At 72.0% G+C, this 16,217-nt stretch carries 18 protein-coding genes, 1 tRNA gene and 1 pseudogene; 13 read left to right on the forward strand and 7 right to left on the reverse strand.

Translation table 11 applies throughout. From position 1 onward, the window contains the following. Nucleotides 1-721, reverse strand: a pseudogene (locus ACQUQ1_RS17780) (phosphoribosylamine--glycine ligase); the annotation flags it as partial. A gap of 182 nt (nucleotides 722-903) precedes the next feature. Here ACQUQ1_RS17780 and ACQUQ1_RS17785 point away from each other — a divergent pair. The 4 genes from ACQUQ1_RS17785 to ACQUQ1_RS17800 all read left to right on the forward strand — a co-directional run bounded on the left by ACQUQ1_RS17785 (nucleotide 904) and on the right by ACQUQ1_RS17800 (nucleotide 4,121). Beyond that, on the forward strand, nucleotides 904-1,575 hold the full coding sequence (locus tag ACQUQ1_RS17785) for a TetR/AcrR family transcriptional regulator (protein ID WP_435065645.1): 672 nt from the start codon (nucleotides 904-906) through the stop codon (nucleotides 1,573-1,575). Next, nucleotides 1,572-3,047: an MATE family efflux transporter gene (locus tag ACQUQ1_RS17790; RefSeq protein ID WP_435065646.1), complete on the forward strand. Its 1,476-nt coding sequence runs from the start codon at nucleotides 1,572-1,574 to the stop codon at nucleotides 3,045-3,047. The genes ACQUQ1_RS17785 and ACQUQ1_RS17790 overlap by 4 nt, the downstream gene beginning before the upstream one ends. A 378-nt stretch (nucleotides 3,048-3,425) precedes the next feature. Continuing rightward, a complete protein-coding gene (locus tag ACQUQ1_RS17795) occupies nucleotides 3,426-3,725 on the forward strand; it encodes a hypothetical protein (protein ID WP_435065647.1) in 300 nt (99 codons plus the stop codon). Nucleotides 3,726-3,779: 54 nt separating this feature from the next. Then, nucleotides 3,780-4,121, forward strand: a complete 342-nt coding sequence (locus ACQUQ1_RS17800) for a hypothetical protein (RefSeq protein WP_435065648.1) — start codon at nucleotides 3,780-3,782, stop codon at nucleotides 4,119-4,121. 13 nt (nucleotides 4,122-4,134) lie between these two features. Here the strand turns inward: ACQUQ1_RS17800 and ACQUQ1_RS17805 are convergent, their stop codons facing one another. Beyond that, nucleotides 4,135-5,016, reverse strand: a complete 882-nt coding sequence (locus ACQUQ1_RS17805) for a hypothetical protein (RefSeq protein ID WP_435065649.1) — start codon at nucleotides 5,014-5,016, stop codon at nucleotides 4,135-4,137. 95 nt (nucleotides 5,017-5,111) lie between these two features. Between ACQUQ1_RS17805 and ACQUQ1_RS17810 the strand changes: the two genes are divergently transcribed. The 3 genes from ACQUQ1_RS17810 to ACQUQ1_RS17820 all read left to right on the forward strand — a co-directional run bounded on the left by ACQUQ1_RS17810 (nucleotide 5,112) and on the right by ACQUQ1_RS17820 (nucleotide 7,019). Continuing rightward, nucleotides 5,112-5,621, forward strand: coding sequence for a hypothetical protein (locus ACQUQ1_RS17810; protein ID WP_435065650.1), 510 nt, complete (start codon nucleotides 5,112-5,114; stop codon nucleotides 5,619-5,621). Between the two features lie 77 nt (nucleotides 5,622-5,698). Then, a complete protein-coding gene (locus ACQUQ1_RS17815) occupies nucleotides 5,699-6,259 on the forward strand; it encodes a TATA-box-binding protein (protein WP_435065651.1) in 561 nt (186 codons plus the stop codon). A 127-nt stretch (nucleotides 6,260-6,386) separates the two neighbouring features. Continuing rightward, entirely contained in the window at nucleotides 6,387-7,019 is a 633-nt protein-coding gene (locus ACQUQ1_RS17820; protein ID WP_435065652.1) for a hypothetical protein, read from the forward strand. A 52-nt stretch (nucleotides 7,020-7,071) separates the two neighbouring features. Here ACQUQ1_RS17820 and ACQUQ1_RS17825 read toward each other — a convergent pair whose 3' ends face one another. Next, the gene (locus ACQUQ1_RS17825) at nucleotides 7,072-7,821 is read right to left on the reverse strand and encodes a hypothetical protein (protein ID WP_435065653.1); all 750 of its coding nucleotides are present in this window, start codon (nucleotides 7,819-7,821) and stop codon (nucleotides 7,072-7,074) included. 140 nt (nucleotides 7,822-7,961) lie between these two features. Here ACQUQ1_RS17825 and ACQUQ1_RS17830 point away from each other — a divergent pair, with 140 nt between their 5' ends. Continuing rightward, nucleotides 7,962-9,794 carry a DEAD/DEAH box helicase gene (locus tag ACQUQ1_RS17830; protein WP_435065654.1) on the forward strand — a complete coding sequence of 611 codons (1,833 nt, stop codon included), beginning with the start codon at nucleotides 7,962-7,964 and terminating at the stop codon, nucleotides 9,792-9,794. 37 nt (nucleotides 9,795-9,831) lie between these two features. On the opposite strand, the gene ACQUQ1_RS17835 is transcribed toward ACQUQ1_RS17830, so the two are convergent. Together ACQUQ1_RS17835 and ACQUQ1_RS17840 are read right to left on the reverse strand one after the other, a co-directional pair. Continuing rightward, nucleotides 9,832-10,380: a cupin domain-containing protein gene (locus ACQUQ1_RS17835; RefSeq protein ID WP_435065655.1), complete on the reverse strand. Its 549-nt coding sequence runs from the start codon at nucleotides 10,378-10,380 to the stop codon at nucleotides 9,832-9,834. Nucleotides 10,381-10,382: 2 nt separating this feature from the next. Continuing rightward, complete coding sequence (locus ACQUQ1_RS17840) at nucleotides 10,383-11,207, reverse strand: hypothetical protein (RefSeq protein ID WP_435065656.1); 825 nt, start codon at nucleotides 11,205-11,207, stop codon at nucleotides 10,383-10,385. A gap of 117 nt (nucleotides 11,208-11,324) precedes the next feature. On the opposite strand from ACQUQ1_RS17840, the gene ACQUQ1_RS17845 reads away from it, so the two are divergent. Beyond that, nucleotides 11,325-11,398 (forward strand) — tRNA-Tyr (locus ACQUQ1_RS17845). Between the two features lie 427 nt (nucleotides 11,399-11,825). Here the strand turns inward: ACQUQ1_RS17845 and ACQUQ1_RS17850 are convergent. Further along, complete coding sequence (locus tag ACQUQ1_RS17850; RefSeq protein ID WP_435065657.1) at nucleotides 11,826-12,203, reverse strand: 2Fe-2S iron-sulfur cluster-binding protein; 378 nt, start codon at nucleotides 12,201-12,203, stop codon at nucleotides 11,826-11,828. A 122-nt stretch (nucleotides 12,204-12,325) separates the two neighbouring features. Here ACQUQ1_RS17850 and ACQUQ1_RS17855 point away from each other — a divergent pair, with 122 nt between their 5' ends. From ACQUQ1_RS17855 to ACQUQ1_RS17870, 4 genes are all read left to right on the forward strand, one after another. Then, entirely contained in the window at nucleotides 12,326-12,817 is a 492-nt protein-coding gene (locus ACQUQ1_RS17855; RefSeq protein WP_435065658.1) for a 6-pyruvoyl trahydropterin synthase family protein, read from the forward strand. Between the two features lie 3 nt (nucleotides 12,818-12,820). Next, nucleotides 12,821-13,636, forward strand: a complete 816-nt coding sequence (locus ACQUQ1_RS17860) for a 7-carboxy-7-deazaguanine synthase QueE (RefSeq protein WP_435065659.1) — start codon at nucleotides 12,821-12,823, stop codon at nucleotides 13,634-13,636. A 4-nt stretch (nucleotides 13,637-13,640) separates the two neighbouring features. After that, nucleotides 13,641-14,453 (forward strand): 7-cyano-7-deazaguanine synthase QueC, encoded by an 813-nt coding sequence (gene queC / locus ACQUQ1_RS17865; protein ID WP_435065660.1) that lies wholly within the window; start codon nucleotides 13,641-13,643, stop codon nucleotides 14,451-14,453. A gap of 271 nt (nucleotides 14,454-14,724) precedes the next feature. Next, nucleotides 14,725-15,648 (forward strand): DMT family transporter, encoded by a 924-nt coding sequence (locus tag ACQUQ1_RS17870; RefSeq protein WP_435065661.1) that lies wholly within the window; start codon nucleotides 14,725-14,727, stop codon nucleotides 15,646-15,648. A 40-nt stretch (nucleotides 15,649-15,688) separates the two neighbouring features. On the opposite strand, the gene ACQUQ1_RS17875 is transcribed toward ACQUQ1_RS17870, so the two are convergent. After that, nucleotides 15,689-16,174 carry an SRPBCC family protein gene (locus ACQUQ1_RS17875; RefSeq protein WP_435065662.1) on the reverse strand — a complete coding sequence of 162 codons (486 nt, stop codon included), beginning with the start codon at nucleotides 16,172-16,174 and terminating at the stop codon, nucleotides 15,689-15,691. Nucleotides 16,175-16,217 lie beyond the last annotated feature (43 nt).

The following is a 16,217-nucleotide window of genomic DNA, read 5'->3' on the forward strand; positions in this document are numbered from 1 at the left end:
GGCCGGCCCAGAACATCGACGTTCCCATCTCGCCGGTCGACGGGCCGATGTTCCCCGGAAACAGTTTCTTGTGCTCGAAATTGAAATTGACCCGGTCGACGAACCGCTCGCCGTCGAAGAACCCGCAGATGGCGATCTCGACGCCCTCGACTTTTCGCTGGAGCTGGAAGCCCTTCATCCGGTGGCCCCACGCCTTCCTGTACGCCCGAAGGACGTCGACCACGTCGCTGCCGTCGTCCTCGTTGCCGACGTACAGGAGGCGCTTGACGTTCTGCACCTCCCCCAGCGGTTTGATGACGTACGGCGCCGGGTTCTCCTCGACGTGCCGGATGCCGGCGTCGAAGTCGTCGAAGACGTGATGTTCGACGGTGTTGACGCCGTGTTCCTCGAGGACCTCCATCGCGTAGCCGCGGTCCTCTTCGAGGCGGTCGGTGTTCGGCGTCCCCCCGACGACGGCGTTCCCCTGCTCGCGGAGCTCCTCGGCGAGCGCGCCGGTACCGACGTCCGAGCCCACCCAGATGTCGTCGAAGACGATCACGTCCGCCCACTCGACCTCCGCGCGCCAGTCGTCCGTCTTGGGGACGAACCCGTCGCCGATCTCCCGGTCGCGCTCGGCTTCGATGTAGTACTTCACGTCGTGGCCCTCCCTGTGGACCTGCCACGCCAGGTCCGTGATCAGCGCCGAGTCGGCCGAGACGAACAGGAACCGGTACGTGTCCATACGGACGTGGCGACGCGTGCGGGGAAATAGCCAGCGACGGCTCGGACGGTCCGATCTCCGACTCCGGACGGCGGGTGCGACTCCCTCGCACGGCCCGGCCGAGCCGAACCGTTTTTGACTGACTGGCCAGTTAGTTAGGACGGAGACGCGACCGCGCCGACCGGTCGCACCCCGGGTCCACGATGAGTCAGGAGCACGACACCAGAACGGCGTTCATGGAGGCGACGTACCGCGCGCTGTGCGAACACGGGTACGCCGACCTCACCATGCAGGACATCGCCGACGAGACGGACAAGAGCAAGGCCGCCCTCCACTACCACTTCGACGGGAAGGACGACCTGTTCAGGGAGTTCCTCGCGTACCTCCACGAGGACTTCGCCGAGACGATCGCGGATCACCCGGAGGGGACGCCCGTCGAGCAGCTCGTCGCGCTCGTCCGCCGGGTGCTCGAACCGGTCGACGACGAGGCGGACCAGCAGTTCAACACGGCGTTCATGGAGATCAAGGCGCAGGCGCCGTACCGCGAGGGGTACCGGGAGGTGCTCCGGCGGTTCGATGCGGACCTCCGCGCGGAGATCGCGACGCTCGTTGCCGGGGCGGTCGAGGCCGGACAGTACGACGAGGAGACCGACCCCGAGGAGATCGCCGAGCACGTCCTGACGTACGTCCACGGCACGTGGACGCGGGCCGCCGCCATCGGCGCCGACGTGGTGACGATGCGCGAACACCTCGTCGACGACATCCTCGACCTGGTGGTCGACGGCGTCGAGGTCCCCGTCTCGCCCGGCGACCCCGTCGGGCGGTCGGACGACGCGGCCGACCGCGACGCCGATGACGGGGGGAACCCGCGATGACGCTCGGCGAGCAGGTCTCGAAGGTGTTCAAGGGCCGCGAGGAGTTCGACCTCACCGACGGGAGCATCGGCAAGCCGCTGTTCTATCTCTCAGTGCCGATCGTCGTCACGAACCTCCTGCAGACGGCGTACAACCTCGCCGACACGCTGTGGCTGGGCCGCTACAGCACGGAGGCGCTGGCGGCCATCTCGTTCGCGTTCCCGATGGTGTTCCTCCTGTTCTCGCTGGGGATGGGGATCACCGTCGCCGGGTCGGTGCTCGTGGCGCAGCACGTCGGCGCCGACGAGGAGGCGGAGGCGAGGTACGCCGCCTCCCAGACCGTCTCGTTCGCGGTCGTCGCCTCGCTGATCCTCGGCGGCCTCGGGTACTTCGTGGTCGGCGACTTCCTCGCGCTGCTGGGCGCCTCGCCGGCCGTGTTGCCGGGGGCGACGGCGTACATGCGCATCATCTCGTCGGGGCTGGTGTTCATGTTCGGCTTCTTCGTGTTCACCGCGCTCATGCGCGGCTACGGCGACACGATCACCCCGATGCTGGTGATGCTGCTGACGGTCGTGGTCAACATCGTCATCGACCCGTTCCTCATCTTCGGGTGGTGGGTGTTCCCCGAACTCGGGGTCGCCGGCGCCGCCTACGCGACGATCTTCTCGCGGGCCCTCGCGTTCGCGGTCGGGCTGGCGATCATGCTCCGCGGGAACCGCGGGGTGCAGATCCTCCCGAGGGACATGGTCCCGGACCTCTCGTACGCCAGGCGGATCGTCCGCATCGGCGTGCCCGCGTCCGTCGAGATGACGGGGCGGTCGCTGTCGGTGAACCTGATGCTCGTCATCGTCGGGATGTTCCCGACGACGGTCGTCGCCGGCTACGGCATCGGCGTGCGCGTGTTCTCGGTCATCTTCCTCCCCGCCATCGCGGTCGCCCGCGGCGTCGAGACGATGACCGGCCAGAACATCGGCGCCGACAAGCCCGACCGCGCGGCGACGGCCGCCGGCATCGCCGCGAAGACGATGTTCGTCATCCTCGCGGCGATGGGCGTCGTCACCATCCTCGCGGCCCGGCCCATCGCCGCCGTCTTCACCGACGACCCGGCGGTGGTGACGGTGTCGGCCGACTTCCTCCGATGGGTCGCGCCGACGTTCGGATTCATCGGCGTCATGCGCGCGTACACGGGGAGTTTCCGGGGTGCGGGCAAGACGATGACCGCCGCCGCCATCTCGGTGATCATGCTCGGGGTGATCCGCCTCCCGGTCGCGCTCGGCCTCGCCCGGCCCGACATCCTGGGGCTGCCGATCCCCGCGTTCGACTCGACGGGTATCTGGATGGCGTTCGCGGTCTCGAACGCCGCCGGCGCGGTCATCGCGTACCTGTGGTACCGGCGCGGCACCTGGCGCGACGCGGACCCGCGCGGCGCCACGCCCGCCGGCGACGACGAGGACGCCGACGCGGACGCGACGCTCGCGCCGACCGACGACTGAGCCGACGGTCCGTTCCCCGTCGCCGCTCCCCGCCCCCGTCCGACCGACGCCCGAACCCCGAAGCCCGAAGCCGCCGCTCGCGTCGTTTCGACGGGTGCTGACAGGCGACGCCGGCGGGATGCGAGCCGGGGGCTCGCGCGCTCACGGCTCACTCCGTTCGCCGTTCGCGTCCGAGGCTTCGCCCCGTTCGGCCTCGCTCCGCTCGCGGGGCGAGGCGTCGCACACCCGCGTGCACCCCGCGACTGTCGTTACGTGATACGGGTTCTGGGTCCGGCATCCGTTTTCAACCCTCGCGTCGGATCGGGGACCCGACCCGGACACCCTCGCCGGCCGGGAATCGTGGGACCGCTTATCGGCCGCCGGGGGATAGGGGACGGTATGACGGCGGAGGCCACCGGCGAACGGGGCGAGCGCGACGGGGTACGCGTGTGGCTCGTCGAGCGGACGTACGGGGACGACGAGTTGAACCTCGTCATCCTCGTGTACGCCGACGAGTCCGGCGAGCGCTACTTCCGGAAGGAGCGCGCGCTGACGAGCTTCGCCGACGAACGGGAGACGCCCGTCTCGCTGGTCGTGGCTCCCGACGAACTCGGAGCGACAGAGCCGGCGGACCGCGAGCGGTACGCGGCGGAGGCGACCCGGATGGCGGCGGTTCACGGCCCCGAGGACAGCATCTGACTCCCGAGGTCGCTCCCGACGGACTCTTGCGGGGCGGCCGGCTACCTGAAGCCAATGAGCGACGAGGGGACCGAGGGCGGGCAGGCGGACCGCGGCGACGGGGACGGCGGCGACACGTTCGGCGTCGGGATCCACGTCGCCGCCGAGGAGTTCCGGTTCGTCGTCCACGTCCCCTCGGACATCGACTCCGGATGGAGCGATCCCGAGGAATTCCAGCGGCTGATCGAGCGCGTCACCTGGGAGGCGCTCGACCGGGCGGAGACGCTCCGGGCGGTGGACCGGGTCGCCGACGAGGGGGAGACGGTCACGCTCGGCACCGTGCGGATGCGGTCGGACGGGACCGTCGTCGACCGGGACCTCTCGGCGCCGGAGACGGGGACCCCGGAGGGAGCGTGACGCGGGTCGCCGGTCAGTCCTCGAGCGCGTCGAGTACGGCGCCGACCGCGTCGACGCGCGCGGGGTCGTAGCCGGTGAGGTCGTAGCGGTTCGCGGCGACGGTGTCGCCCCACACGTCGAGCGCGCCGAGGATCACGAGCGCCTGCAGCGCCGCGCCGAGCGTCCGGGGCGTCGTCTCCGGGTCGGGGATCGCCGCGTGGACCTGTTTCGACTGCGGATACGTCATGGAAACGGCGGCGAGGCCGGCGCGCGCCTCCCGCCAGTGCTGACGGAGGTAACCGAAGTTGGTGGGGTCGCGGTCGCGGAGGTAGTCCACGAGGTGTTCGGCCAGCGCGCGGTCCGCCGCGTCGTCGGCCCCCGGGAGGCGGCGCGCGAGCGCCGAGACGGTCGCGCCGTCGCCGGCGACGGCCGCGTGAAACTCCAGTCCGAACTCCCCCGCGAGGGCGACGAGGTCGTCGACGACGGCCTCGACGTCCGCGTCGACCGGGAGGAGCGCCCCGAGGTCGTCGGCGACGACGGACCCGCCCTCGTGCCCGTCCTCGCCGTCGCCGACCGTCTCCGTCAGTATCGAACGAACGTATTCGACCGGGTCGGGCAGCGGCGCCTCGACGGCCGCGAGCGACACGCCGCCGCCCACCGCGCGTCCGTCCGCGGTCGCGGCGCCTCCGCCGGCCGCGGCCGCCGCGGCCCCGCGGACCGTCTCGTCCACGCTCACGAGGAAGGAACTCCGCGGGGACCCGCCCGCCGCCGACTCCACCGTGGCGTGCCACCGGTCGACGGACCCGTCGGCGACGAGCGCGACGTGGTCGCCCCCAGCCGCGGCCGCCGCCGCCGCGAGCGACGCCGTGTCCGCGTGGAGGCGACCGACCGCCCGTTCCCCGGCCTGTGCGGTCATCTCGCCGAGTGATGAACCGGCTCGGAGTATAAATTTACTGGAGAAGCTATCGCATATGATTCCACCTTTCCGTCCACGGGCCCTGTACCCGACCGATGGACGAACGGACCGACCGGGAGGGGCCCGTCGCCGCCGTTCAGGACGCCGCCGTCGAGCACGCGCTGACCGTCGGCGACTCCCGGCGGGCGCTCGCGCTCGTCGGCGCGCTCGACCCGCTCCGAGGATCCTCGGCCGAGGACCCGGCCCTGACCGCCCTGTCGACGACGCTGACCGCGTGGGTCGGCCTCCGGGAGCGCGAACCGGCGTTCGGGGCCGCGCCCCCCACACCCCCGTCTCCGGCGGTTCCGGACCCCGCGACGGATCGGCCCGCGTCGACGCCGACTCCGGAGGGGGGAGGCGGCGACGGCGCCGAGGCCGACCGGGCCGACGACCGCGGCCGCGACCACGTCCGCGATCACCCGGCGGCGGCCGTCGGGGCGGCCGTCGCGTGCGAGCGGTTCGGCCTCGCCCCGGCCCGCGCCGCCTCGCTCGCCGGGCGGTCGGTCGAAGCCGTCGAGCGGGCGCTCGCCGACCGTCGGGGGAACGACCCCCCGGCCGACCGGTGACCGTGCGGCGGCGGCCGCGGAGACACCCGGCTTTATAAACCATCGGTTTATAAGGGGATGTAGAGGAACGACGACGCATGACGGACCCGGCAGAATCCATCGAGATTCAAAACGTTGTGGCATCGACGGGGATCGGGCAGGAGCTCGACCTCGAAGCGCTGGCGGAGGACCTCCCCGGGGCGGACTTCAACCCCGACAACTTCCCCGGGCTGGTGTACCGGACGCAGGAGCCGAAGGCGGCCGCACTGATCTTCCGATCGGGGAAGATCGTCTGCACGGGCGCGAAGAGCATCGAGGACGTCCACGACGCCCTCGGGATCATCTTCGAGAAGCTGCGCGGGCTGAAGATCCCGGTCGAGGACGACCCGGACATCACCGTCCAGAACATCGTCTCCTCGGCAGACCTGGGCCACCAGCTCAACCTCAACGCCCTCGCGATCGGGCTGGGGCTGGAGGACGTCGAGTACGAGCCCGAGCAGTTCCCCGGCCTCGTCTACCGGATGGACGAGCCGGACGTGGTGATCCTCCTGTTCGGCTCCGGGAAGATCGTCATCACGGGCGGCAAGCGGACCGACGACGCCGAGGAGGCCGTCGAGGAGATCGTCGACCGCATCGAGGCGCTCGGCCTGCTGGGGTAGGCGCCGGCGGCACCCTCCGTTCTCCCGTTTTTCGGTCGCCCAGCCGCGCCGACGCGCCGATTCGAGTATCGGTCCCGGTACCCCCGGGGAAATACGTATATATCGGGACACCCCATACGCCGACATAGTGGCTTCCCGACAGGGCGCCGCCGACGCCCCCGCGGCGTCGGCGCACACCGGTCGCGGCGGCTCGCACACGACCACCCGGGCACGGGCCCGCTCGCCCGGTACCCCGGAACGGGGACGGGACGCCTCGGCCCCGCCCGATCGCGACCCCGGCCTGTACGCGCAGACGGACCACTTCCGTCGCCGCCTGCGCCAGCAGGGTCGCTACGTCACCCTTCCCGTCGCCGGCGACGCCATCAGGAACGGCCAGCTCCGCTGGAACTCCACCGACGGCTGGCGGTTCGCGGTCGTCCGCGACGGGGTCCGCTTCGTCGTCGTCGTCGGCGACACCGACACCCCCTCGCCGGTGCTGGTGACGGGGTGGACGGAGGTCGCGGACTGGGACACGGCCCTCGCCTCCGACCGCTGGAGCGAGGTCGACGTGCACACGATCCAGCTGCGCGCGGACCTCTCCGAGCACAGCGACCGCCAGATCCCCGGGCGGATCCGACCCCGCGTGATCGCCCGCCCCTTCGAGGTGGGCGGCCACCGCGTCCGCACGGACGCCGGCGACGGCTACGTCGAGTGCGACGACTGCGGCGCGCGCTTCCGCTCGAAGCGGGAGCTGTGCGAGCTTCCCTGCGGCGCCCGGTGAGGTACGGCCGTCGCTTCCGGCGCGGGAGCGGCCTCACTTCCTCGCCAGCGTCCTACCGCTCCGGCGAGTCGACCGGCCCGGCGACGACCGCGTCCTCCTCGGCAACGAGTACGCCCCACCAGCCGTCCACGTCGCCGTCGAGCATATGCTCCGGGACCAGCGGCGCGGCGACGGGCGCGAACCCGCCCGCGCGCATCGCCTTCACGCCGGGGAACGTCTCGACCGGCCGGCCGCGGAAGTCGCGCACGCGGATCCGCTTGTCCTCGTCGCGCTCGTAGGCGTACGGGAACGTCGCCCGCGGCGGGGAGCCCAGCTCCCCGACGCCGTCGAGCGCGCCGATAGTCTCCTCGTCGGTCCGCAGCTCCAGGCGGAACGACTCCCCCTCGCCGACTTCCCTCCACTCCACGTCGTCCCCGGCGGGGACGGCCGCGAAGCCGCCCTCGGCGAGCGGGACGCGGTCCGGACCGTCGAAGAACGTCCGCCGACCGGCCCCGTCGGCGGCCGCGACGCCCAGCGGCGGCGCGAGCAGGTCCGCGACCGCCTCCGCGGTCTGCCGGGCGTCGACGACGAACAGGGTCGCCCGGTCGCGGTCGCGGTTCGTCCACAGGCGCGAGAGCACCGTCGTCGGGTCGGCGTCGCCGAGGGGGTCGATCGCCGTCTCGCGCGCCGTCCCGAACGGCGGGTCCGCGTCCGGCCCGGGCGTCGCGAGCCCCGGCGGCTCCGCGCCGCTGTCGGGACGGGTCACGTCGTACCCGCGGTCGCGAAGCATGGACGCGCCGGCGTCGAGGAGCCGCCCGTTCATCGGAGTCGGTAGGACCTCGCCCGTCAAGTCGCTTGCGCGGACGGCGGACACTGCCGGGGGTTCGAACGCGGGCGCCAACGCGGGGCCGCACTCACCGCGCGAACGCGGCCCCTTTAGGCGACGGCGACCTACGGCGGGTGATGACCGAGGAGGACGGCGACGGCGCCGCGGACGACCTCACGATCGACGCCTTCTACGACGCGGTCGAGGCGGCCGAGCGCCCGGTGCTCACGGCCTCGCAGGTCGCCCGCGAGACCGGGCGTACGCAGGCGGAGGCGCGCGCGGACCTGGACGCGCTCTCGGCCGACGGCCCGCTGGAGCGCGTCGACGTGGAGGCGGACCCGGTGGTGTACTACCCGAGTTCGTGGGGTGACCTCGCGGCCCGCGAGCGCGTGGTGCTGTTCCCGACGCGGCGACAGGTCGTCGTCGACCAGCCCACGCAGTACACCCGCGCGATGCTCGCGGACTTCGCGCACCTCGTGGACTCGACCGGGACCGAGCCCGGGACGCGCGGGTACCTCTACGAGATCCGTCAGGAGGACGTCTGGGCCGCCCCGTTCGAGGAGTTCCCGGAACTGCTCGCGCGGATGCGCTCGGTGCTCCCGCGGCGCTCGCCGCACCTGGAGGAGTGGGTCGAGAACCAGTGGAAGCGCGCGCGGCAGTTCCGCCTGCGGACCCACGAGGACGGCTACGTCGTGCTGGAGGCGGATCGGGAGGAGCTGATGGGCAACGTCGCCCGACAGAAGCTCGACGAGACGGTATTGCAGGCGGACCTCTCGGACACCGAGTCGTGGGTGAACGAGCGGGAGATCGGCCACGTGAAGCGCGTGCTGTACGAGGCGGGCTACCCCGTCGTCGACGAGCGCGACCTCGACTCGGGCGAGCCGCTGGACGTGGAGCTGACCGTCGACCTCCGGGCGTACCAGGCCGACTGGCGCGACCGCTTCCTCGACCAGCGGTCCGGGGTGTTCGTCGGGCCGCCCGGGTCCGGCAAGACGGTCGCCGCCATCTCGGTGCTCGCGGCCGTCGGGGGCGAGACGCTGATCCTCGTCCCCTCGCGCGAGCTCGCGGGACAGTGGCGGACGGAGTTGCTTGCCCACACGGACCTCGACGAGTCGCAGATCGACGAGTACCACGGCGGCGCGAAGGAGGTACGGCCGGTCACGGTCGCCACCTACCAGACCGCGGGGATGGACCGCCACCGCTCGCTGTTCGACTCCCGGGGGTGGGGGCTGATCGTCTACGACGAGGTCCAGCACATCCCCTCGGACGTGTACCGCCGCTCGGCGGACCTCCAGACCAAACACCGCCTCGGGCTGTCGGCGACGCCCGTCCGCGAGGACGACCGCGAGGAGGAGATATTCACCCTCATCGGCCCGCCCATCGGCACCGACTGGGGGGCGCTGTTCGACGCCGGGTTCGTCCAGGAGCCCGAGGTGGAGATCCGGTACGTGCCGTGGCGCGACGACGAGGCGCGCAACGAGTGGGCCAGCGCCGACGGGCGCGAGCGGCACGTGGCCGCCGCGAGCAACCCCGCGAAGGCCGACGAGGTGCGGCGGCTCCGCGAGCGCCACGGCGACGCGAAGGCGCTCGTGTTCGTCGACTACCTCGACCAGGGCGAGCGGCTGGCCGGGGACCTCGGCGTCCCGTTCGTCTCCGGGGAAACCCCACACCACGTCCGCCAGCGCCTGTTCGAGGAGTTCAGGCAGTGCGAGCGCCGGACGCTCGTGGTCTCCCGGATCGCGGACGAGGGGATCGACCTCCCGAACGCCGAGCTGGCGGTCGTCGCGTCCGGCCTGGGCGGGAGTCGCCGACAGGGGGCACAGCGCGCCGGGCGGACGATGCGCCCGGCGGGCGCGGCGCTCGTGTACGTGCTCGCGACGCGCGGCACCAGCGAGGAGGACTTCGCACAGCGGCAGATGAACCACCTCGCCGAGAAGGGGATCCGCGTCCACGAGCGGACCGTCGAGTAGCGAGCGGGTCGGGGTCGGCGTCGCGAGCGCTCGGAGGCTACTCGCGGAGCGGTGCCTCCGCGAACGTCGCCCCGCAGTCGTCGCAGGCTACGACCGGGCGGTGCTCGTCGTCGGTGACGAACGCGAGCGCGTCGGCGCCGCAGTCCGGACACGGCTCAGGGACGTGCTCGACGCCGCAGTCGGGACACCGAAAGACGGTCCCCGAGCCGTCGGCGTCGAGCCGGAGCCCGACTGCGCCACAGTCGGGGCAGGTGGCCGGCACGCGCACGTCGTCGCTCTCGCGCGGGGCGCCGAGCGCGAGCGCGACGAGCTCCTCGTCGCCGCGGTTCTCGCCGGTCTGGTACTCGCCGGGAGCGAACCGCACCGCCCCGCCGGCGGCGACGGTCACCTCGCCGTCGAGCGTCTCGAACGTCGCTTCCCCCTCGATAACGACGAACACCTCCTCCTGGTCGGCGTGTGCGTGGAGGCCGCCCGGGAAGCCGTCGCCCGGAGGAAGCCGGTAGCGGTTGATCGCGACGTGCTCGGTCACGAGCGCGTCGCCGAGGCGGACCAGTGCCGCCGCGTCGTCGACGTCGGAGCGGTCCACGGTCACTCCCTCCCGTCGTCACCGCTGCCGGACCCGTCCGGGTGCTCTGCGCCCTCCTCCGCGTCGAACTCCGGTTCGTCCCACCTCGCGTCCGGGTCGACCGGATCGACCGCGTGTGCGACCTGCGCGCCCGAGAAGTCGACCTCGTGGAGCGCCATGTTCAGGCGTTGCCAGCGCGCGCTGAGGTCGCCCTCGCCCTCCGGCCCGACGCGGGCGCCGTGCGTCTTGAAGAACTCGGCGCCGCGGCCGAGCCGGCTCCCCTCGCCGGTGTGCTTGTCGAAGGCGACGTCGTACTCGCCGCCGGGCTCGAACTCGCCGACCGGGAAGTCGACCTGCGGCTCCTCGCCGCTGTCGCGTGCCTCCGCCCGCGCCTCGGCGGCGTTGCGGAAGAACTCGTCGGCGTTCGGCGACTCCCGCGAGGAGGCCGCCCGGGCGCACGCGAGCGCGGCGTGGACCGCACAGATCCGGCCTCGCCACTCGCCGGGCTCCCAGCGCTCCGTCGCGAGTTCCTCGTACCGCTCCACGAGGAGCGCGACCTCCTGGCCGGCTCGGAGGTCCTCGACGACGTAGAGGTGGAGGCGGTCCCAGAGGTTCCACGCGAACCCCGAGCGCGCGAGCTCCCACGCGGCCCAGGCCGCGACCTCCTCGTCGGAGCGGCGGACGGCCTTCTGGAGCAGGCTCGACACCGCGTAGCGGTTGTACCCGCCGTCAGTCTCGTCGGCGCCCTTGGGCTTCCCGAAGTCGTTCGCGCCGTCGGCGTCGGGGTCGCGCTCGGAGAGTTCCCCGTCGGCACCGAACGTCGCCTGTCTGCTCTCGTCGTCGGCCATGTCCGCGCGGTGTTCGGCGCGGGCGATAAACCCCGCGACGGAACCGTGACTCGACGTGACGGGGCGGGGTCGAATGAGAACCCTTAAGTCCGAATCGGCGGGTATCTGTGGATGTATCCGGGTTTAGCTCAGCCTGGTAGAGCAGCCGACTGTAGATCGGCTTGCCCCCCGTTCAAATCGGGGAACCCGGACTTTCTGTCGCCGTCACAGCGAGGGAGCGGAGCGACCGAGCCGACGGCGACGCAGCCGACAGTAAGCCGATTTGAGCACGGCGGACGCGCGCAGCGGAGCGAGCACGTCCGCAGGAGTTCAAATCGGGGAACCCGGACTTCTCGCGGCACGTCGCGAGCGAACTCCGTGAGCGAGCCGTGCCGCGTGAACTCCTCCGTGACACGATTTGAAGAGACGAGTCGCAGCCCGCGCAGCGAGCGAAGCGAGCGAGCAGGAACGTCTCGGCGTGTTCAAATCGGGGAACCCGGACTTTCTGTCCCCGTCACAGCGAGGAAGCGGAGCGTGGTCGAGCGGGGCGCGTCCGCGAGGCGAACGGGGAACGAAGTGACCCGTGAGCGAAGCGACCGAGCCAGCGGGACCGGTCAACCGAGTTGAGCCCGGCGGTCGCTACTCGCGGCCGCCCCAGACTCGTTTCTCCGGGAGGAGTTCGACCGTCATCGGCTCGGAGACGACGACCTGACACGACAGCCGCGGGTAGCCGAAGCGGTCGGCGAGGCGGTCGTGCCAGTGTGAAGGCTCCGGGCCCGACAGCACCCGGACGCCGCAGGTGGCACAGAGCCCGCGCCCGCCGCAGTTGAGCCGCTCGGTCGCGCTCGCGTACGGCGAGAGATCCGGGTCCGTGCCGTCCCCCCGGTCGACGGCGAGCAGCGCGTCCCGGAGGCTCGCCCCGCGTTCGACGTGCAGCGTCGCCTCGCCGTCCCCGTGGCGGACCCGGACCGGAACCCGCCCCGTCGAGCAGTCCGTCTCGTCGTCGTCCTGAGTCACGAACGAACTTCTGTCGCCGCGCACAAAAACCGTCGCCGCCGCGTCGCCCCGCGGCGTCCCGGACCGGCGATGTCGCGCCCCGTTCGGATAACTATTTATGTACCATTCGATATTCCATAGATATGACCGGAAGCGTATTCAAAGAAGACGAAGGGAGGGTCGTCCCCGACGACCGTGCGGTCGTCGAGCGACTCGCCGACGCGGGCGAGCGGGAACTCGTCGTCGGCGGCGACCGGCCGATCCGGTTCTCCGCGGGTCACCGACTGCTCCGCCACGACGGCAAGTGCAGCCGGCCGCACGGGCACAACTACGAGGCGACCGTCAGGGTCGTCGGCGACCTCGGCCCGGAGGGGTGGGTCGTCGACAAGGGCGAGGTGACCGACGCGGTCCGCGAGTTCGACCACCGGTTCCTCCTGGAGTCGGGCGACCCCCTCGTCGAGGCGTTCGAGGCCGCCGGCGACGGCGACGCGCTGGTCGTCCTCGACGCGCCGCCGACGGCGGAGGTGCTGTCGGTCGTGCTGGAGGAACGGCTCCGCGAGCGGCTCCCCGACAGCGTCTCCGAGGTCGCCGTCGAGGTGCGCGAGACCGCCGAGCTGTGCGCGGGCGGGGTCTGACCCGTGCCGGTCACCAGCCAGGTCGAGCGGCCCGAGTCCGCTCCGGAGGGGCCGGCGCTCCCGGTCAACGAGCTGTTCGCGTCCCTGCAGGGCGAGGGACGGCTCGTCGGCGTCCCGAGCACGTTCGTCCGCACGAGCGGCTGCAACCTCCGATGCTGGTTCTGCGACTCGTATCACACCTCCTGGGAGCCGACGCACGCGTGGCTGGCCGTCGACGAGGTCGCCGCGGAGGTGCGCGCACGCGACCCGGACCACGTCGTGCTCACCGGCGGCGAGCCGACGATCCACGAGGAGAGCTTCGACCTCCTCGGCCGCCTCGCCGGCGACCACCACCTCACCGTCGAGACGAACGGCACCGTCGTCCCGCCCGAGGGAACGCCGATCGACCTCGTGAGCATCAGCCCGAAGCTCGCGTCGTCGACGCCGACCCCCGAGCGCGTTCCCGAGGCGGCACTCGACGCCCGCGACGGTGACGGCGAGGGCGACGCCGACCTCGCGAGCGGGTGGGCCGACCGCCACGAGGAGAACCGCATCGACGTCGACGCCCTCGCGACGCTCGTGGAGCGCTACGAGAGCCAGCTGAAGTTCGTCGTCACCGGCCGCGACGACATGGCGGAGGTCACCGACCTCGTCGACCGCGTCCGCGACGCCGCGAGCGTGCCGGTTCCGGACGAGGAGGTCCTGCTGATGCCCGAAGGGCAGACGCGCGACCAGCTATCCGGCATCCGCGAAACCGTCGCCGAACTGGCCGTCGAGTACGGCTTCCGGTACACGCCGCGCGTCCACGTCGACGTCTGGAACGACGCCCCCGAGACCTGAATCCATGACTGACACCGACCCCACCGAGCCGATCGACCGCACGGACCGAACCGACCTCCCCGACGGCGCAGCACCGGCCACGGACGGCTCCGACCGCCCCGATGCGGTCGTGCTCGTCTCGGGCGGGATGGACTCCGCGACGACCGCCTACGAGGCCCGCGAGCGCGGCTACGACCTCCACCTCCTGCACACGTCCTACGGCCAGAACACCGAGACGAAGGAGCGCGAGTGCGCCGAGGCGCTCCGCGAGGAGTTGGGGGTCCCGCCCGACCGGTTCCTCCACATCGAGACCGACCACCTCGCGCGCATCGGCGCCTCCTCGCTCACCGACGCCTCGATGGCGGTCGAGGACGCCGACCTCGACGGCGACGACGACGCGATCCCGTCCTCGTACGTCCCGTTCCGGAACGCGAACCTCCTCTCGATGGCGGTGTCGTACGCCGAGGCGAACGACTGCGGCGCCGTCTTCGTCGGCGCCCACTCGGAGGACTACTCGGGGTATCCCGACTGCCGCCCGGAGTTCTTCGAGGCGTTCGGGCGGATGGTCGACGTCGGCACGAAGCCGGAGACCGACATCGACGTCGTCGCGCCGTTCGTTGAGGACTCCAAGACGGACATCGCCGCCCGCGGCCGCGAACTCGGCGTCCCCTACGAGCTGACGTGGAGCTGTTACCGCGAGGAGGCGCCCGCCTGCGGCACCTGCGACGCCTGCGCCTTCCGCCTCCAGGCGTTCCAACGCCTCGGGATCGAGGACCCGATCGCCTACGAGACCCGGCCGGACTACACCCGCGAGGCGAACGCCCCGGGAGAGTCCTGACGTCGCTCCCGAACCCATCACCGACGAACCTTCTTCACCGATGACGGGGGCACACTCCCCGTGACCTGACTCTCCACCCGCGGGCGTACAGCGGTCGCGCGACGCGCCGCCCGCGCACGGGCCGTCGAGGTCACGGCCGCCGACGGACCACACTCCCGCGTCGCCAGTTCGCCAGACAGTCGTTCACCGTTCCGACGGCGGTCGACGGACCGGCTCCGACCGTCCGGGCGGGAACCGCAAGCGATACCCACACACCCGCGTAGGGACGGGTGTGTCGACGCTCGCCGCGATCGACGCGCTGGAGGAGCGCGTCCCCCCGCTCGTGGGTCTCGCCGTGGCCGTCGTCGCCGTCTCGACGAGCGCCATCCTCGTCGAGTGGAGCGGCGCCCCGAGCCTCGTGAAGGCGCTGTACCGCGTCGTCTTCACGGTCGCGCTGCTGCTCCCGGTGGCGCTCGCCCGGCCGAGCGACCGGGCCGCCTTCGGTGAGATCGGGGGTCGAGACCTCCTGCTGGCGGTGCTCTCGGGGGTCGCGCTCGCGGTCCACTTCGCGTCGTGGTTCGAGAGCCTCCGGTGGACCAGCGTCGCCGCGAGCGTGACGCTCGTGCAGGCCCAGCCGCTGTTCGTCGTGGTCGGCGCGTGGGCGCTGCTCGACGAGCGGGTCGGCCCGCGGACGGTCGCGGGGATCGCCGTCGCGCTCGCCGGGATGGCCGTGATGAGCGTCGGCGACGCCCTGCTCGGGGCCGCGCCGGCGGTCACGGGGCCCGACCCCCTGTACGGGAACGCGCTCGCGGTACTGGGGGCGGGCGCGGCCGCCGCGTACGTGCTCCTCGGACGGTCGCTCCGCCAGCGACTGCCGCTGCTCCCGTACGTCGTCGTCGTGTACACGACGTGCGCGCTCGCGTTGCTCGCGGCGACGGTCGTGCGGGGTCACCCGCTGCTGGGGTACGGGACCGACGAGTGGATACTCTTCCTCGCGATGGCCGCCGGGCCGGGCGTGTTCGGTCACACGGTGATCAACTGGGCGCTCGCACACGTCGAGTCCAGCGTCGTCTCCGTCTCCCTGCTCGGGGAGCCGGTCGGCAGCACGATCCTCGCGATGGTACTGCTCGCGGAGTTCCCGTCGCTGGTGACGGTCGTCGGCGGGAGCGTCGTGCTCGCGGGCGTGATCACGACGGCGAGAGCACGCGAGGCGTGATCGCCCGCGTCCGGAGAGTCGGCGACCGACGGATAGCCGACTACTCCAGTAGCTCCCTCGTCTTCCGGTGTCTGTACCGGAACATCGGCTCGAAGCCGACCCAGCCGAGCGGCGACGCCGCTCGCCCGAGCGACCCGCCCGGGAGTTCGTACCGGACCTCGTCGTCGACGACCGTTCCGTCGCCGCGCTCGTAGAAGCGGTGGGTGTGGCGCCACGTCGGGAACGGGCCCTCCTCCATGATGTCGACGAACGACGCCCGGCCGGCACCGAGGTCGGCCTCGCGCTCGTCGATCACCGACACCCAGGTCTGTCGCGGCCCGACGCCGAGGGGCCGCATGCTCAGTTCGACCCGGGTCCCCGGAACCAGCACCTCCGGGTCGAGTTCGCCGTCCGGCCCCTCCACCCGCTCGACGCGGAGGTTCATGAACCCCGGCGTGAGCGCTTCGAGGCCGGATATCCCCGAGTGGAACTCCCACACGTCCGCCAGCGGCGCCGCGACTCGCACGCGGCGTCGGTACGTCGCCATGGGACCGCATGGGGCCGCGCGTTGAAACAGCCACCGGCGTCGG

Source organism: Halobaculum sp. EA56, from assembly GCF_051195075.1.
GTDB lineage: Archaea > Halobacteriota > Halobacteria > Halobacteriales > Haloferacaceae > Halobaculum.

What these genes read in the sequence shown, in the direction of transcription:
- ACQUQ1_RS17825 (WP_435065653.1), bottom strand. Translation starts at nt 7,821, where the DNA reads ATGAACGGGCGGCTCCTCGACGCCGGCGCGTCCATGCTTCGCGACCGC.
- queC (WP_435065660.1), top strand. Translation starts at nt 13,641, where the DNA reads ATGACTGACACCGACCCCACCGAGCCGATCGACCGCACGGACCGAACC.
- ACQUQ1_RS17815 (WP_435065651.1), top strand. Translation starts at nt 5,699, where the DNA reads ATGACGGACCCGGCAGAATCCATCGAGATTCAAAACGTTGTGGCATCG.
- ACQUQ1_RS17830 (WP_435065654.1), top strand. Translation starts at nt 7,962, where the DNA reads ATGACCGAGGAGGACGGCGACGGCGCCGCGGACGACCTCACGATCGAC.
- ACQUQ1_RS17790 (WP_435065646.1), top strand. Translation starts at nt 1,572, where the DNA reads ATGACGCTCGGCGAGCAGGTCTCGAAGGTGTTCAAGGGCCGCGAGGAG.
- ACQUQ1_RS17855 (WP_435065658.1), top strand. Translation starts at nt 12,326, where the DNA reads ATGACCGGAAGCGTATTCAAAGAAGACGAAGGGAGGGTCGTCCCCGAC.
- ACQUQ1_RS17785 (WP_435065645.1), top strand. Translation starts at nt 904, where the DNA reads ATGAGTCAGGAGCACGACACCAGAACGGCGTTCATGGAGGCGACGTAC.
- ACQUQ1_RS17800 (WP_435065648.1), top strand. Translation starts at nt 3,780, where the DNA reads ATGAGCGACGAGGGGACCGAGGGCGGGCAGGCGGACCGCGGCGACGGG.
- ACQUQ1_RS17805 (WP_435065649.1), bottom strand. Translation starts at nt 5,016, where the DNA reads ATGACCGCACAGGCCGGGGAACGGGCGGTCGGTCGCCTCCACGCGGAC.
- ACQUQ1_RS17875 (WP_435065662.1), bottom strand. Translation starts at nt 16,174, where the DNA reads ATGGCGACGTACCGACGCCGCGTGCGAGTCGCGGCGCCGCTGGCGGAC.
- ACQUQ1_RS17810 (WP_435065650.1), top strand. Translation starts at nt 5,112, where the DNA reads ATGGACGAACGGACCGACCGGGAGGGGCCCGTCGCCGCCGTTCAGGAC.
- ACQUQ1_RS17840 (WP_435065656.1), bottom strand. Translation starts at nt 11,207, where the DNA reads ATGGCCGACGACGAGAGCAGACAGGCGACGTTCGGTGCCGACGGGGAA.
- ACQUQ1_RS17795 (WP_435065647.1), top strand. Translation starts at nt 3,426, where the DNA reads ATGACGGCGGAGGCCACCGGCGAACGGGGCGAGCGCGACGGGGTACGC.